Raw genomic sequence first — 14,883 nt, 5'->3', positions numbered from 1 at the left:
ACACGCTGCAACGGCCGCTTGTGTATGGGATGGCGCTCGGTGCGTTCGGTCTCGCGGCCTGCACCGTGGGCCCCGACTATCGCGCGCCGCAAACGCAAAGCCCGACGGCATGGCGCATCGATTCCGCCGATTCGTACTGGCACGCCGCGCAGCCTGCGCATGCGCCGCTCGATCCGCAATGGTGGAAGGCGCTCGACAACGGCGAACTCGACGCTCTGGAAACCGCGGCGCTGGCCGACAACCAGACGCTGCGCGTGGCCGCCGCGCACTACGCGCAGGCCCGCGCCACGCTCGCTTCGGTGTCGTCGCAGCAAAGCCCGGAGGTCGGCCTTGATACGGGCCTCGCGCGCGAGCGCATTTCCGCGAACCGGCCGCTCACGAACTATGCGATGCCCAACACATCGACCGTGCAGAACCAGGTCACCGTTGGCGCGACCGTGAGCTACGAGCTGGACCTGTTCGGGCGCATCCGGCGCATCGTGGAGTCGGCGCAGGCGTCGACGCAGCAGGCCGGCGACGACCTCGCCAACGCTCGCCTCGTGCTCACCGCCGAACTCGCCACCGATTATTTCGCCCTGCGCGAACTCGACAACGAGATCGACGTGGTGAACCGCTCGGCGCAGTTGCAGCAAAAGGCGCTCGATTTCGTGACGGCGCAGCACGATCTCGGCGCGGTGTCCGGTCTCGAACTGCTGCAGCAACGAGCCCAGCTTGCCGCGACGCAAACCCAGGTGCATCTGCTCGAAAACCAGCGCCAGCAGGAGCAGAACGCCATTGCAGTGCTGGTCGGCAAACCGGCGCCCGACTTCACGATTGCGCAGAAGGTCACGCCGCTGCCGGTGCCGGCGCTGCCCACGGGCCTGCCGAGCGAGTTGCTGCAGCGGCGGCCCGATGTAGCTTCGGCCGAGCGCGCGATGGCCGCGGCCAATGCGCAGATCGGCGTCGCGCGCTCCGCGTACTTTCCGGACATCACGCTTTCGCCCACGTTCGGCTGGGAATCGACGCGCTTTGCGGGCCTGTTCTCCGTGCCGAGTCTCATGTGGTCGGTGGGCGCGACGGCCAGCGAGTTGCTGCTCGACGGCGGCAAACGCGCGGCGGGTGTGGACTTCGCGCAGGCCGGCTACGAGTCGGCGCAGGCTTCGTATCGTCAGACTGTGCTCACGGCGTTTCAGGAGGTGCAAAATGCGGTAACGGGCCTTTCGGTGCTGGACCGCGCATCGACCGCCGGCCAGGCGGCCGTGGACGACGCACGCAAGTCCTTCGAACTCGCCAGCGACCGCTACCAGGGCGGCCTCGTGGCGTTCATCGACGTGCTTAACGCGGAGCAGCAGTTACTCGCGAGCGAGCGCCAGGAAGTGCAGATCCACGGCCAGCAGGTCGCCACGGTGGTGTTTCTCGCGAAGGCGCTGGGCGGCGGCTGGAGCGCCGGCGACCGCGAGATGGCATGCAGCGCGGGCACGTGCCGCGAGGTGCCGAAGGCCGAGGGCAGAAGCGGATAAGCGGTTGGCAGAGGCTAAGGGCATATGACAGGGCTTGAGCGAGCCCGGCACCAGGGTATATAAAAGCGCGCAACGGCGGGCGGTCACGAGCCGCACCGGCCGTAACCGCGAGGTAGCGCGAAGAGGAGGGCGGGCATGAAAGTGTTGGTTATCGAAGACGAACGCAAGGTCGTGGACTACTTGCGCAGCGGACTCACGGAACAGGGCTGGGTCGTGGACGTCGCCATGGACGGCGAGGAAGGGGCGTGGATGGCCACGGAGTACGACTTCGACGTGATCGTGCTCGACGTCATGCTGCCGAAGCTCGACGGCTTCGGCGTGCTGCGCGCCGTGCGCACGAAGAAGGACACGCCGGTCATCATGCTGACGGCGCGCGACCGCGTGGACGACCGCGTGCACGGCTTGCGCGACGGCGCCGACGACTATCTTACGAAGCCGTTCTCGTTCCTCGAACTCGTCGAGCGGCTGCGCGCGCTCACGCGGCGCGCACGCACGCAGGAGTCCACGCTGATTTCCGTGGGCGATCTTCAGGTCGATCTCATCAGCCGCCGCGCGACGCGCGACGGCGTGCGGCTCGACCTCACCGCGAAGGAATTCCAGTTGCTCTCCGTGCTCGCGCGGCGGCGCGGCGAGATTCTCTCGAAAACGCTCATCACCGAACTGGTGTGGGACGTGAACTTCGAAAGCAATGCGAATGTGGTGGAAACGGCGATCAAGCGGCTGCGCGCCAAGCTCGACGGCCCGCATGCGGCGAAACTGCTGCACACCATACGCGGCATGGGCTACGTGCTCGAAGTGCGCGAGGAAGGAGGCCAGACGTCATGAAACGCTCGATCTCGCTGCGGCTTTCGGCGATGTTCGCGGCGGTGTCGCTCATCGTGTTCACGCTCACGGGCGCGGGCCTTTTCTTCCTGATGCAGCGCCAGCTCTTCAACGAACTGCGCGAAACGCTCGACACGCGCGCGCGCATTGCGAGCCTGATCGTTTCGCACGCACCGGACGTGCAGAAGTGGGCCTTCGTGCAGGAAAAGCTGCGCGACCTTTCGCCCGCCGACAGCCGCATGCACTACTACGTCGAAGGTCCCGATCCGCGCTTTCGCTTCGGCACGCCCATCGTCGGCAAGATCACGGGTAACGTGGGCCCGAACCACGTGCTGATGCGCCCGCCGGATTGCAGCTACGACATCATCACGACGACCTTCATCGTGCCCGCGAGCGGCGACCGGCCCCAGGTGAAACTCGTGGTCGGCAGCGACTGCGTGCGCACCGAAGGCATGCTGCGGCGCTTTGGCATCGCGCTCGGCGTGCTGATCGCGCTCTCCACAATCGCGGTCGCATTGCTGAGCCGCGCAGTCACACGGTTCGGACTCGCGCCGCTTACGCGTCTTTCGCGCGAGGCCGCGCAGTTGAGCCCGTCGAACCGGCGCCAGCGTCTGCATGCGGACGAACTGCCCGAGGAACTGCACGAACTCGCCACGTCGTTCAATGGCGCGCTGGAGCGTCTCGACAAAGCCTACGAGCGCCTCGAATCGTTCAACGCGGATGTGGCGCACGAGTTGCGCACGCCGGTGAGCATCCTGATCGGGCAGACCCAGGTGGCGCTCACGCGAGACCGGTCCGTCGAGCAGTTGCAGCAGACGCTGCAATCGAATCTTGAGGAATTCGAACGATTGCGCGTGATCGTGAACGACATGCTGTTCCTCTCGCGCAGCGATCGCGGCGAACGCGCGACCGACCTCACGGAAGTATCGTTGCGCTCGGAGATCGAACGCATGCTCGATTTTCTGGAGATGCCGCTCGAAGAGGCGCAACTGCGCGTGGAAGTGCAGGGCGATGCGCGCGCGTGGGTGAACACGTCGCTGATCGGCCGCGCCGTGAGCAACCTGTTCGTCAACGCGATCCAGCATTCGCAGCCGGGCACGACGCTGCGCGCGACCGTCGCGCCGCAGAACGGGCACGTCGAGATCGCCGTTTCGAATCCCGGCGAGCCGCTCGACCCCGTGGTGCGCGAGCATATCTTCGACCGCTTCTACCGCATTCAGGAAGCGCGCTCGAACAGCCATGAGAATCACGGGCTCGGGCTTTCGATCGTCAAGGCCGTGGCGGAAATGCACGGCGGCACGGTGTTCGTGCGCAGCGCGGACGGCGTCAACACGTTCGGATTTTCGGTGGCGGTGGACGGTGTCGACGCGCCCGAAGCGCCCGTTGCCGATATTTCGCACCAGGGCCGCGCCGGTGTGCCGCTGCACGTTTCGCCGTAACGCGGCCTCGTAACACAGTCTTTACACGGGCTCGTCTTCCACGGGCGCGCTCTCGTTTTCGACGTTGTGCTGGTCCCTGCGCAGCAAGTCCCAGCAACTAATGAACAGCGCGGCGATGAGCGGCCCGATCACGAAGCCGTTGATGCCGATGAGCGAAATGCCGCCGAGCGTCGAGATCAGCACGACCCAGTCGGGCAGGCGCGTGTCCTTGCCCACGAGCACGGGGCGCAGCACGTTGTCCACGGTGCCGATCACCACGGAGCCGAAGAAGATGAGCCCGACTCCCTTCGCCACCGCGCCCGTCGAGAGGAAATAGATCGCAACGGGCCCCCACACGAGCGCGGCGCCCACGGCGGGCAACAGCGAGAGCAGCATCATCACGAAGCCCCACAGCAGCGCGCCCTGAATGCCGAGCACCCACAGCGCGATGCCGCCCAGCACGCCCTGCACGACCGCCACCGCCACGTTGCCCTTCACCGTCGCGCGAATCACCGTGGTGAACTTGCGGATGAGATGGAGCTTGTGCTGCTCGTCGAGCGGAATGGCGTCGCGTACGAGGCGCGAAATTTCGCGGCCGTCGCGCACGAGGAAGAAGAACAGATAAAGCATCACGCCGAAGCTCACAAGAAATTGCAGCGTGTTTTGCCCGACCGAGAGCGCGCGCGTGGCGACGAACTGGCTGATCTCGGCGGCGCCTGCCGAAAGACGCTGCTGCAGTCCCGGCAAATCCATGAGGTCGTAGCGCGCGAGCAAATTCTGGATCGACTCGGGCATGGCGTGAACGATCTGCGTGAAGTACGTACCGAAGTCGAGGCTGCCGCTGCGCACCTGCTGATACGCCGAGGCAACCTGCTGCACCAGCGTGGCCGTCACGAGCGTGAGCGGAAAGATCACGATGACGAGACACAGCGTGAGCGTGATGAGCGCCGCGAGAGTGTGGCGCCGCCCAAGCCGCGCGACGAGCCGGCGCTGCACGGGCTGAAAGATCAACGCGAGAATGGCGCCCCAGAGCACCGTGCTGAAGAACGGCGCGAGGATGAAGCACAGCGCGACGGAAACCGCGAACAGGAGCAAATAGAACGAGGTCTGGTGAAGGTGTTTGTTGCCTTCCATGTGCGATGAATTCCGGTTAGAACTGCCAGGCGGACGAACGGCGGCATCGTCCGATGATACCGGCAAGGCGGCGCGCGGGCCGTCGGGCACGGCGCGCCCGCCGGGTCACTGTGCGCCCACGAGCCGTACGCGCGTGATTTCCGAAGGCGCGCCAAGGCGCTTGGGCGGGCCCCAGTAGCCCGTGCCGCGGCTCGTGTACACCCATAGTCCGCCGAGCTTTTCGAGGCCCGCCGTGAACGGCTGCTGGAGCCGGACGAGGAAATTCCACGGGAAGATCTGGCCGCCGTGCGTGTGGCCGGAGAGTTGCAGCGTGAAGCCTGCGTCGGCGGCAGCGTGGGCGGTGCGCGGCTGGTGCGCCAGCAGCACGCGCGTGTTGACGTCGTCGGGCGCGTCGCGCAGTGCCGCAGCGGGGTCGCTGCGGTGCGCGGGATCGAACTGGCCGCCCGTGTAGTCGGTCACGCCGGCCAGCACGAGCCGCGCGCCGCCATGCTCGATCACCACGTGCTGATTCATCAGCACCGTGAGGCCGATGCGGCGAAATTCGGCAATCCAGGCGTCGGCGCCCGAGTAGTACTCGTGATTGCCGGTCACGACATACACGCCGTGCTGCGCGTGGAGCTTGCCGAGCGGCGCCGTGTGCTCGGCGAGATGCGCGACGCTGCCGTCCACCACGTCGCCCGTAATGGCGACCACGTCGGCTTCGAGCTGGTTCACGGCGCGCACGATGGCATCGACGTAACCGTGCTTGATCGTCGGCCCGACGTGAATGTCGCTCAACTGCACGATGGTGAAGCCGTCGAGCGCGGCGGGCAGGCCGCGAATCGGCACTTCGACGTTGCGCACGCGCGCGCGCCGCCGCGCGTTGAAGAAGCCGAACCCGGAGGAAAGGAACGCCAGCACGATGACCGCGGCGGCGCTCACGGTGCGCCAGCCGGCGAGATCGATGGCGCTGGGCCATAGCGCCTCGACGGTCATGGCCGAGGCGAGCACGATGTCGCGCGCGATCGTCAGCATGAGCAGCGACGAGAAAAAGCCCATGGCGAGCATGCCGATCCAGGCGAGGCGGTCGCCGAGCGGCTGACGCTTGAAGCGCCGCGCAAGCATGCCCGGCGGGATGAACAGCACCGAGAGCACGAGCCACAGCACGGCGAGCCATTTGCCGGCGGGGGGTACGGGCAGGTCCGGAATCAGGCGAAAGCCGACATAGGCATGCAACAGCACGCCGATGGCGATGAAACGAACCAGAAACGAGAGTCGAGGCATGGCGGCGCTAACGGAGGAGAGCGGACCGGCGTGGATTGGCATTACCGCGGTTGATTTGCCAACTCCGTTGCCGGTTACGGCGCATCGCAGCAAAGCCAGATCGCAGAGGCCGATCAAAAACCGGCGGACGGGACAGCGCAGGCAACTGCGTTGCATTCTAATGGCGTAGCAGACTTCGTGCCCTGAGGCAGCGGGGCCGAAGTGCGCCATGCTGCAATGCGCAATGACGCGCCTCTCCGCTCACTTATCGATAGCGCCTCAACATACATGCACGCGTGTATGCATGGTCCTCGTGCTTTATCCGCGCAGGTGTGTGGCGGTGCGGCATTTTCCCGGCTTTCCCCTGGCTTTTCCCTGGATTGTCAGCATGGTCGCTGTCGTCGCACGATGTCCTCGTGGGGGCCGGGCGCGGGCTATTAAACGTCCATTGAATCGGCCCCTCCGATGGACTATGCTCGAAACGAGGTCCGCGCGGTTTCGGGCGCTTGGGGGAGACGGATCATGAAAGGTATCCGGCCGGTCGCACACGGGGTGCATGAGGGTCTGCACGGTCGTCACGTAGGGCACGAGGGCAGCCATGTCATGCTGCCGATGGTGGTGCTCTCGATCATGGCCGTCGCGCTGTATATCGCGGTCAAACGCATCGATATTCTGGACATTGGCCGCAGCGCGCTATTCGACGTGGTGATGGTGTTCGTCGCGCTCGGTATTGCGGGCATGTTCGGCGTGGTGGGCGCCTGGCTGCGTTCCCGCACCACCGACGAGCCCCCCGAGGGCTTCTGCTTCGTCGGGGCGCTCATCGGCGCGGTCGTGTTCTACGTTGCACTGCTTACCTGATTCGTTTTTACCGCTCAACTGAATACGATTGATGTTCGATCTTTTCGACGATACGCCGGCCCCCGACGTGGCCTGGCATCCGTCGTGGCTCGCGCCCGACGCCGCCGCCCAGGCGCTTGCGCGCATCGTCGCCGAAGCCGACTGGCGCCAGGAACGCATCCGCACGCCCGGCGGCTGGGTGGACCAGCCGCGCCTCACGGCATGGCAGGGCGACGAAGGCGCGGTATACGTTTATTCAGGCATCCGAAACATTCCCCAGCCGTGGACGCGTCAGGTCGCCGAACTGCGCGAGGCCGTCTCGGCGCTATGCGGCGTGCGCTTTAACAGCGTGTTGCTCAACCGTTACCGCATGGGCACCGATAGCATGGGCTGGCATGCGGACCACGAACCCGAACTCGGCCCAGAGCCTGTAATTGCTTCGCTGAGCCTTGGCGCGACGCGGCGCTTCGATTTGCGTCACAACGCGACGGGCGTGGTGCGCTCTTTCCGGCTGACGAGCGGGAGTTTGCTCGTGATGCAAGGCAACACACAGGCGCAATGGCGGCACCGCGTGCCGAAGGAGCCCGCCGTGAGCGAGGAGCGCGTGAATTTGACGTTTCGCGTGATAACGCCGGGTTTGCGGAAATAGGCAGCAAGTTTGCGGTGAATGCGCGCTAAATGCTAAAAAGCGAATAAAAATTTATGCGCATAAACGCCATATTCCGGCGTCGGCACGGGGTTCAGGCGTCCTCGCCAAGCCGGCGCCGCACGATGGCGACGAGACTGTTCAACGACAAACCCGAGCCCGCGACCGCCGCCACGTCGGGGCACTGTTCGCGCGCGATATCCGTGAGCACCTGGCCGGGCGGCGCTTCGACCAGCACGCTCGCACCCGACTCGATCATGACCGTGAGCGCGTCGTACCAGCGCACCGTGTAGCGCATGTTGGTGGCGAGATCGGCGCGGATGGCGTCGGCGTTGTAAAGCGGCCGGCCGCCGCGATTGTCGATATAGACGCCGCGCGGCATACGAAAGGGTATCTCGCGCGCCCACTCGGTGAGCGTATTGGCGGCGTCGGCCAATAGTTCGCAATGCGAAGGAACTGCTACGGCGAGCCGTTGCGCCTTGCGCGCACCGGCGGCGAGCGCACGGGCCGCGAAGGCTTCGAGCGCGGAATCCGCGCCGGCCACGACGATCTGGCGCGGCGCGTTGACGTTCGCCACGTACACCTGTTTGCCATCCTCACGCGCATACGCGGTTGCGAGCGCTTCCACCTGGGTCTCGCTCAACCCCGCGATTGCTGTGAGCCCATAGCCCGAGGGCCACGCACTTTCCATCAGCTCGGCGCGTTTGCGCACCATGCGCAGCGCGTCGCCGAACGCCAGGGCCTCGCAGCTTACCGCCGCCGCATACGCGCCTACGGAAAGCCCCGCACTGAACTGCGGCACGAGGCTTTCCTGCGCCAGTGCGCGCGCCACGGCTACGCCCGCGACCGTGAGGCCAACCTGAACCGCGACCGTGGAGTGCAAGGCGTCGTCGCTATCGAGCGTGAGGACGTCGAAGCCGAGTGCCGTCGAGGCCTCATCGAGCGTCGTCCGCACGGCGTCGTGCTGCGGCAGCCTGTGGAGAAAGCCAGTGCTTTGCGCGCCCTGGCCAGGAAAGAGCAGGGCGAGCGTCATGGCGTGCGCCAGGGGTCGGCGACGAGTTGTGCGCCGCTAAACGCGCGCGCCATCACGCGCGGCTTGTGAGCCGCGAGTTCGGCGAGCGCGACGCCGCCCGCGGGCGTTTCGAGTTGCGCGTCGATGCGTGTGCCGGCGCGGCTGGCGGCTTGCGCGAGCGATTGCGCCAGCGAATCGATGGCTGCGCGCGAAATGCGCCGGGGCACGCGAATCAGGATGTCGAGATCGCTCGACGCCGTGAGCGTGGGCACGCCCGCGGCAAGTTCGAAGCCCGCGCTGCCCGTGGGTCCCCAAACGTAGTCACCCAGCGGCGAGGCGCTCGTGCGCAGCGCAGCGAGCGCGATGAACGCGGGTAGTGCGCGGCGCGCTGGCAATGGATCGACGCCGGGAAGATCCTCCGGGCTCGTAGATGATTCGATATCCTCAGTATTGAGCCACGTGCCGAAGCGCTCCGAACGTACGCTGCCGCGCACGCCTACCGCCACGAAGCCCGCCGCCGCGCACGTGCGCCGCACGACCACCCATGGCGCACGAGCAAGCGCGTCGCGTACCCAATCCGGCTCGTCACCGGAAGGCGCCAAAGAAAGTGCGAGAGGCGCAACGCGAAGCAGATCGTGCGCGCGCCAGCGCGCGTCGTCCACGCGCGGCGCGTCGACGGCAAACGGCGGGGCGGCGCACACGCGCATCAGCTAGCGTCCCACTGTTGCGCGAGGCGCTTGCGCACTTCGATCGACGCCGCGCGCGTCCGCTGCGCCGACTCGCCTTGCAGACGATGCGCGAGGCCGCGCTTGTCGTTGCGCGCTTCGCGCACCTTCTGCGCAAGGACTTCGCGTACGCGTGCGATCTGCGCGTCGCTGGGCGCGTCCGCGTCGATGCCTTCGATCAACTCGTCGAGCAGACCGAGCTTCGCGAACGAAGCCATCGAATACGACATCGGCACGATCTTTTCGCCAAGCGCGTCGAGGTCCTCGACGCTGCGCCGCGTGACGCGCGCCGCCGCTTCCTTGCCCATGGCGTGAACCATCGTGCCGGGCGCATCGAGCGCGACGATGCGGTTGGCCTGATAGCCATGCGCGAGAAAGGCACCCGACATCGCAGGCCCGACGATCAGGGCGACCACGGGATGCCCCGCCAGGCGCGCGCTCGCGTAGGCGTCCACGGCCGAGGCGCACGCGAGGTGAATGCCAAGCATCTCCTCGCGATAGCCGTAGGCCTGGCTTTTCACATCGACAATCGCGACGATGGGGCGGCGCGTGCCGCTCGCGGTGTCTTCGTCGATCGCTTCGCGCACGGCCTTCGCGAGCTGCCAGCCTTGTTCGAGGCCCACCACGTTGTCGCGCGCGCGGGGAAAGCGATTCGTGGGATCCGGCGCAACGGTGATGAAGCGCGCGGTCGCGCCGTCGAGGGGCGCATCGGCGTACTGCACACACGCGCCCTGCGTTTTCTCGCCCGCGAGGGCGCGCAGCCAGCGCGTGCCGCGGCTCGTCGTCGTGTCGTTCATGCGTTTTCTCCGCTCAGGTTCAGGGGCGAAGCGGCGAACACCGCACGCATCGTTTCGGGCGTGACGCTGGCGGGATCGATCCGCGCGAGCTTCTCGAGCGTGCCGTCCACGTCCGCCGATCGCGGCGTGCGCGGCGCGCCTTGAGCGAACGCCGCACGCACGGCGGCGCGCACGTCGTCCACGGCGTCTTCGACGAGCGCATCGGCGAAACCGGTGCGCGCGCGCTGCTCGCCGCCGATCAATTGCCACACCTGGCGGCGGTCGCTCGAATCGAGTTCCTCGATGCCCGCTTCCTGCTCGATCACCTCCGGGCCATTCATGCCGAGGCGCCCCTGCTTCGTCATCACGAGCCTCGAACACAGCGCCGCCGCGAGCGACATACCGCCAAAACAGCCCACCATGCCCGCGATCACGCCAACCACGGGCACATGAGCGCGCAACGCGACGATGGCCGACTGGATCTCCGCAATCACCGCGAGCCCGAGATTCGCCTCCTGCAGGCGCACGCCGCCAGTTTCGAACAGGATGACGGGCCGCACGATCTTGCCGCGCTCGCAGTCGGCGAGCGCGAGTTCTAGTGCGGCCGCGATCTTGCTGCCCGACACCTCGCCGATACTGCCGCCCTGGAACGCCGATTCGATGGCGGCCACGACGGCGGGCTGACCGTCGATGGCGCCGCGCGCGATCACGGCGCCGTCGTCGGCCTGGCAGACGATGCCCTGCAACGGCAGCCACGGCGATTCGATACGGTCGAACGGCCCGAGCAGTTCGCGGAACGTGCCCGCGTCCAGCACCGCAGTCGCGCGTTCGCGTGCGCTCAACTCGATGAAGCTTTCGCGCAGCAGAGCGCCCGGCGCCAATTGATTCGTGGTGCTCATGACTGCGCGCCCTCCGTTCCCTGCCCGGCCTCGACGGCCTCGGCGAGGCGCAGCGCCACCACGCCGGGCGTCGCGCCGAAGTCGTTGATCTCGATGAGCGCCGCGCCGTCGTAGCGCGCAAAGAAGCGGTCGAGCACGCTCTTCCAGATGTGGCCGTAGCCGTCCACGCTCGTATGCACGACCACGCGCGCCTGCATGCCGCTGGCGGGCTCCAGCAGCACTTCGAGATCGCCCGAGCCCACCACGCCCACGTGGGCGCGCGCTGTCACGGCGCGTTGCGCCGGGTAGTCGAATGTCAGTTGTTCCATAAAACCGTCCTCCCGCCCATGCGGTGCTGAACCAGTCTGTCGATGAAGAGCGTCGCGGCGAGCAGATCGGCCGCGCCACCCGGCGATGCGTTGAGTGCGAGCAACGCGCGCTCGAGTGCGTCGAATGCGGCGCGGCCCGCTTGCGTGGCGACGCCGCCCGCGTCGCGCACGCGTTGCGCGCCCGCTTGCGCGGCCTCGCGTCCGGCGAGGCCCGCGCGATGCAGCACGCAGGTGTCGTCGAGCGAGGCCATGATGGCGAGGAGGGCGTCCACGCGCGCATGGGCTTCGTCGTGGCCTTGCGCGCGCGCGGCGTGCAGCGCGCGCAGTCCCACGCGCACGACGTGTGGAAAGCCCTCTTGCGCCTCGCCGCGCGCGCCGCCCACGTTGTAGCGCTGCCGCACGCGCTCGCCGTTGCTTTGAGCGGGTTGCGCGAGCAGGTCGTCGTAGCGCGCGATCTGCGCAGCCGTTTCGCAGATGTGCGCCATGTGGGCGTAAGCGCCGTCGTCGCCGCCGGGCGTATGCACGATCGCCGCGCCCGCCACGAGCAGGCCCACGATCCAGATTGCGCCGCGATGCGCATTGCTGCCTTGCGTCGCGCGCATCATCGCGGCTTCGCCCGCACGGCCGATGCGGGCGAGATCGGTGCGCAGCGCCGTGCCGGGCGCGGCGCCGCGCGAAGCACGCGCGAGCGCTTCGAACGTGGGTTCGAGCGCGTGGGCCGAGCGCAGCATCGTCGCGAGATCGAGATCGTTGTGCGCGCCACTACCGCGCGCGTCCACGAGCGCGGGCTTGGGTGTGAGGCGTGCCTCTTCGATCAGCGCATCTCGGGCGAAGCGCGCGAGCTGCGGTGCGAGCTGCGCCTCGGGGCAACGCGCTCCCGAATCGCATGCGTAGGCAACGCGCCGCGCAGGACCCGCCGAGCCCTCGGCGAGCGTCGTAAAGGGAAGCGTACGCATGCGCGCTTACCAGCTACGGAAACGAGCGGGCGGCGTATAAAGGCCGCCCGACCACGTCACCAGATCGTCGATGCTGCGCGCCGCGAGCAGCGAACGCTTGGCATCGCCGCGCCGGATGCCGAGATCCTCGGGGAACTGCACGATGCCGCGGCGGCGCAGTTCGTCGGTTTTCTGCTGCTGCGCGCGCAGGCCGATAGGCGTCACGCCCGCGACGGCCGCGAGCGCGGCGCGGCGTTCGTCGATGCCCTCTGCGCGATGCAGGTGCGCAATGCCCTCTTCGGTCACGACGTGGCTCACGTCGTCGCCGTAGATCATCACGGGCGCGACGGGCATGCCGCTTTTCTGGCCCACGGCGATGGCGTCGAGTTCGTCGACGAAAGTCGGCTCGCCGCCTTTCTTCCAGGTTTCCGCGAGTTGCACCACGAGCTTGTGGCCGCGCGAAACAGGACCGTTGTCCTTGAGCAGCTTGAGCCACGCTTCGCTCGCATGGCGCCGCCCGCGCGGATCGTGGCCCATGTTCGGCGCGCCGCCAAAGCCCGCGAGCCGGCCGCGCGTGACGGTGGACGAATTCGCGTCCGCATCGATCTGCAGCGTCGAGCCGATGAAGAGATCCACGGCATATTGGCCCGCGAGCTGGCACAGCACGCGGTTCGAGCGCAGGCTGCCGTCGCTGCCGGTGAAGAACACGTCGGGCCGCGCGGCGATATACGCTTCCATGCCCACTTCGCTGCCGAAGCAATGCACGCTTTCCACCCAGCCCGATTCGATGGCGGGAATCAGCGTGGGGTGCGGATTGAGCGTCCAGTTGCGGCAAATCTTGCCCTTGAGGCCGAGCGATTCGCCGTAAGTGGGCAGCAGCAATTCGATTGCCGCGGTGTCGAAGCCAATACCGTGATTGAGCGCGGCGATGCCATAGGGCGCGTAAATGCCCTTGATGACCATCATCGCGGTAAGCACCTGCAAGTCGCCGATGTGGCGCGGATCGCGCGTAAAGAGCGGTTCGACCGCGAACGGCCGGTCGGCTTGCACGACCACGTCGACCCACGAGCCCGGAATGTCCACGCGCGGCAATTCGTCGACTATTTCGTTAACCTGAACGATCACGATGCCCTGGCTGAACGCGGCGGCTTCGGCGATGGTCGGCGTGTCTTCCGTGTTCGGGCCGGTGTAGAGATTGCCGTGCCGGTCGGCCTTTTCGGCGCACAGCAGTGCGACCTGAGGAATCAGGTCCACGAACATGCGCGCATACAACTCGACATACGTATGAATCGCGCCTACTTCGAGCTGGCCGTCTTCGAGCAACTGCGCGACGCGCAGGCTCTGCGGCCCCGCGAATGCGAAGTCCACCCGGTGCGCAATGCCGCGCTCGAACAGCGCGAGGTGCTCGGGGCGGCTGATGCTCGAAATCAGCAGATGGACGTTGTTGACCTTCGCCGGATCGGCCTTGGCCAATGAGCGCGAGAGGAAGTCGGCCTGCTTCTGGTTGTCGCCTTCGAGCGCGACGCGGTCGCCTGGGCGGATCAGCAATTCGAGCGCATCGGTCATGCGCGAGGCGGGCAGCACGCCGTCTTCGAGCCAGCCCGAAACGGCGGCGAGGCGGCGAGCCTTTTCGTCGCGGCGCGTGGTCCACGAGCGCGGCGCGAGGTCAGGCGAGGTTGGCGTATCAGCTTGAGGCTTCATCGGCAGTTCGGCTCCGTGAGCGGGAAGAGGCGGCGCGCGGCTTTGCGGCGGCGGTTTGCACCGAAGCCGGCGCTGGGGGCGCTACCGCGGGCAGCGCGGCGCGCTCGGTCAGGAAACGGTAGATGAGTTCGCCCGTGCCGAGCAGGTGTTCGGCCACGAGCTTTTGCGCGGTGGGCACGTCGCCGCGCTTCACGGCGGCGACAATTTCGGCGTGCTCACTATCGGATTCGCCCTTGTATTCGGGAAAGCCGAATTTCAGACGCAGATAACGTTCGCCGCGCCGATGGAGCGCGGTGAGCATCTCCATCAACTGCGGACGCCCGGCGGGGGCGTAGAGGCTCATGTGAAAGGCCTCGTTGCGCGCGACGTAGAGCGACGGATCGCGTTCGCGTTTCGCGGCGGCGGCCAGCGCGGTCACTTCGCGCAGCGTGGCGCTCGTGTGGTTCGGAATGGCGAGGCCGAGTGCGAGGCTTTCGAGCGCGGAGCGGATTTCGTAGATCTCGCGCGCTTCGGCGGCGGAAAGCGGCGCCACGCTCGCGCCCTTGTTGACCTCGATCTTCGCCCAGCCTTCGCTCGCAAGCTGACGCAGCGCCTCGCGCACAGGGATGGCGCTGACCGAGAAGTGCCGCGCGATCGCGTCCTGCCGCAGCGGCGCATTGGGCGCGAGCTTGCCCTCGACGATCGCGCTGCGCAAGGCGTCGGCGATCATGCGCGAGGTGCTGGTGCGGGGTGCGGCAGCGCCTTCCAGGGGAAAACCATTCGTTGCGTCGCTCATAAGATCAAATATTATATATAAAACGACCAAGGCGAAAGCCTCGAAAACCCGCAACACAGCAACACCAGATTCACTATAGACGGGTAAGAAGAACGGGGGCTTACAGGGAGTTCCTGAAGAGGGCCGGCCATAACGGCTCGCATTTCCGCGCTTC

Annotated in this window: 15 protein-coding genes; 5 read left to right on the top strand and 10 right to left on the bottom strand. The window is 66.9% G+C overall.

Annotated elements, in window-relative coordinates:
• Positions 1–29 precede the first annotated feature (29 nt).
• From U5768_RS16510 to U5768_RS16500, 3 genes are all read left to right on the top strand, one after another.
• A complete protein-coding gene (locus U5768_RS16510) occupies positions 30–1,499 on the top strand; it encodes an efflux transporter outer membrane subunit (RefSeq protein ID WP_322031496.1) in 1,470 nt (489 codons plus the stop codon).
• A 135-nt stretch (positions 1,500–1,634) separates the two neighbouring features.
• Complete coding sequence (locus U5768_RS16505; RefSeq protein ID WP_042265081.1) at positions 1,635–2,324, top strand: heavy metal response regulator transcription factor; 690 nt, start codon at positions 1,635–1,637, stop codon at positions 2,322–2,324.
• The gene (locus tag U5768_RS16500; RefSeq protein ID WP_322031475.1) at positions 2,321–3,760 is read left to right on the top strand and encodes a heavy metal sensor histidine kinase; all 1,440 of its coding nucleotides are present in this window, start codon (positions 2,321–2,323) and stop codon (positions 3,758–3,760) included. Before U5768_RS16505 ends, U5768_RS16500 begins: the two co-directional genes overlap by 4 nt.
• Positions 3,761–3,781: 21 nt before the next feature.
• Here U5768_RS16500 and U5768_RS16495 read toward each other — a convergent pair whose 3' ends face one another.
• Complete coding sequence (locus tag U5768_RS16495; protein ID WP_322031474.1) at positions 3,782–4,873, bottom strand: AI-2E family transporter; 1,092 nt, start codon at positions 4,871–4,873, stop codon at positions 3,782–3,784.
• A gap of 105 nt (positions 4,874–4,978) precedes the next feature.
• Positions 4,979–6,136: a metallophosphoesterase gene (locus U5768_RS16490; protein ID WP_322031495.1), complete on the bottom strand. Its 1,158-nt coding sequence runs from the start codon at positions 6,134–6,136 to the stop codon at positions 4,979–4,981.
• 501 nt (positions 6,137–6,637) lie between these two features.
• Here U5768_RS16490 and U5768_RS16485 point away from each other — a divergent pair.
• Both U5768_RS16485 and U5768_RS16480 read left to right on the top strand, forming a co-directional pair.
• Positions 6,638–6,973: a hypothetical protein gene (locus U5768_RS16485; protein ID WP_322031473.1), complete on the top strand. Its 336-nt coding sequence runs from the start codon at positions 6,638–6,640 to the stop codon at positions 6,971–6,973.
• Between the two features lie 31 nt (positions 6,974–7,004).
• The gene (locus U5768_RS16480; RefSeq protein ID WP_322031472.1) at positions 7,005–7,601 is read left to right on the top strand and encodes an alpha-ketoglutarate-dependent dioxygenase AlkB family protein; all 597 of its coding nucleotides are present in this window, start codon (positions 7,005–7,007) and stop codon (positions 7,599–7,601) included.
• A gap of 91 nt (positions 7,602–7,692) precedes the next feature.
• Here the strand turns inward: U5768_RS16480 and mdcH are convergent, their stop codons facing one another.
• The 8 genes from mdcH to U5768_RS16440 are packed head-to-tail and all read right to left on the bottom strand — an operon-like array spanning position 7,693 to position 14,729.
• Positions 7,693–8,631 carry a malonate decarboxylase subunit epsilon gene (gene mdcH, locus U5768_RS16475; RefSeq protein ID WP_322031471.1) on the bottom strand — a complete coding sequence of 313 codons (939 nt, stop codon included), beginning with the start codon at positions 8,629–8,631 and terminating at the stop codon, positions 7,693–7,695.
• Entirely contained in the window at positions 8,628–9,317 is a 690-nt protein-coding gene (locus U5768_RS16470; protein ID WP_322031470.1) for a malonate decarboxylase holo-ACP synthase, read from the bottom strand. The genes mdcH and U5768_RS16470 overlap by 4 nt, the downstream gene beginning before the upstream one ends.
• Positions 9,317–10,132, bottom strand: coding sequence for a biotin-independent malonate decarboxylase subunit gamma (mdcE, locus tag U5768_RS16465; protein WP_322031469.1), 816 nt, complete (start codon positions 10,130–10,132; stop codon positions 9,317–9,319). The genes U5768_RS16470 and mdcE overlap by 1 nt, the downstream gene beginning before the upstream one ends.
• Positions 10,129–11,010, bottom strand: coding sequence for a biotin-independent malonate decarboxylase subunit beta (locus U5768_RS16460; RefSeq protein ID WP_322031468.1), 882 nt, complete (start codon positions 11,008–11,010; stop codon positions 10,129–10,131). Before U5768_RS16460 ends, mdcE begins: the two co-directional genes overlap by 4 nt.
• Positions 11,007–11,318, bottom strand: a complete 312-nt coding sequence (locus tag U5768_RS16455) for a malonate decarboxylase subunit delta (RefSeq protein WP_322031467.1) — start codon at positions 11,316–11,318, stop codon at positions 11,007–11,009. Before U5768_RS16455 ends, U5768_RS16460 begins: the two co-directional genes overlap by 4 nt.
• A complete protein-coding gene (locus U5768_RS16450) occupies positions 11,306–12,274 on the bottom strand; it encodes a triphosphoribosyl-dephospho-CoA synthase (protein ID WP_322031466.1) in 969 nt (322 codons plus the stop codon). The genes U5768_RS16455 and U5768_RS16450 overlap by 13 nt, the downstream gene beginning before the upstream one ends.
• Positions 12,275–12,280: 6 nt before the next feature.
• A complete protein-coding gene (gene mdcA / locus U5768_RS16445; protein WP_322031465.1) occupies positions 12,281–13,954 on the bottom strand; it encodes a malonate decarboxylase subunit alpha in 1,674 nt (557 codons plus the stop codon).
• Complete coding sequence (locus tag U5768_RS16440) at positions 13,938–14,729, bottom strand: GntR family transcriptional regulator (protein ID WP_322031464.1); 792 nt, start codon at positions 14,727–14,729, stop codon at positions 13,938–13,940. Before U5768_RS16440 ends, mdcA begins: the two co-directional genes overlap by 17 nt.
• Positions 14,730–14,883 lie beyond the last annotated feature (154 nt).

The sequence above is a fragment of the Paraburkholderia sp. J76 genome (assembly GCF_905220295.1).
Lineage (GTDB): Bacteria > Pseudomonadota > Gammaproteobacteria > Burkholderiales > Burkholderiaceae > Paraburkholderia.
The sequence above is the reverse complement of the archived record's forward strand: the minus strand, read 5'-3'. Positions and strand labels throughout refer to the sequence as shown.

Bases quoted from the DNA above. Each gene is read 5' to 3' on its own strand.
- U5768_RS16510 (WP_322031496.1), top strand. From the start codon at position 30: ATGGCGCTCGGTGCGTTCGGTCTCGCGGCCTGCACCGTGGGCCCCGAC.
- U5768_RS16505 (WP_042265081.1), top strand. From the start codon at position 1,635: ATGAAAGTGTTGGTTATCGAAGACGAACGCAAGGTCGTGGACTACTTG.
- U5768_RS16500 (WP_322031475.1), top strand. From the start codon at position 2,321: ATGAAACGCTCGATCTCGCTGCGGCTTTCGGCGATGTTCGCGGCGGTG.
- U5768_RS16495 (WP_322031474.1), bottom strand. From the start codon at position 4,873: ATGGAAGGCAACAAACACCTTCACCAGACCTCGTTCTATTTGCTCCTG.
- U5768_RS16490 (WP_322031495.1), bottom strand. From the start codon at position 6,136: ATGCCTCGACTCTCGTTTCTGGTTCGTTTCATCGCCATCGGCGTGCTG.
- U5768_RS16485 (WP_322031473.1), top strand. From the start codon at position 6,638: ATGAAAGGTATCCGGCCGGTCGCACACGGGGTGCATGAGGGTCTGCAC.
- U5768_RS16480 (WP_322031472.1), top strand. From the start codon at position 7,005: ATGTTCGATCTTTTCGACGATACGCCGGCCCCCGACGTGGCCTGGCAT.
- mdcH (WP_322031471.1), bottom strand. From the start codon at position 8,631: ATGACGCTCGCCCTGCTCTTTCCTGGCCAGGGCGCGCAAAGCACTGGC.
- U5768_RS16470 (WP_322031470.1), bottom strand. From the start codon at position 9,317: ATGCGCGTGTGCGCCGCCCCGCCGTTTGCCGTCGACGCGCCGCGCGTG.
- mdcE (WP_322031469.1), bottom strand. From the start codon at position 10,132: ATGAACGACACGACGACGAGCCGCGGCACGCGCTGGCTGCGCGCCCTC.
- U5768_RS16460 (WP_322031468.1), bottom strand. From the start codon at position 11,010: ATGAGCACCACGAATCAATTGGCGCCGGGCGCTCTGCTGCGCGAAAGC.
- U5768_RS16455 (WP_322031467.1), bottom strand. From the start codon at position 11,318: ATGGAACAACTGACATTCGACTACCCGGCGCAACGCGCCGTGACAGCG.
- U5768_RS16450 (WP_322031466.1), bottom strand. From the start codon at position 12,274: ATGCGTACGCTTCCCTTTACGACGCTCGCCGAGGGCTCGGCGGGTCCT.
- mdcA (WP_322031465.1), bottom strand. From the start codon at position 13,954: ATGAAGCCTCAAGCTGATACGCCAACCTCGCCTGACCTCGCGCCGCGC.
- U5768_RS16440 (WP_322031464.1), bottom strand. From the start codon at position 14,729: ATGAGCGACGCAACGAATGGTTTTCCCCTGGAAGGCGCTGCCGCACCC.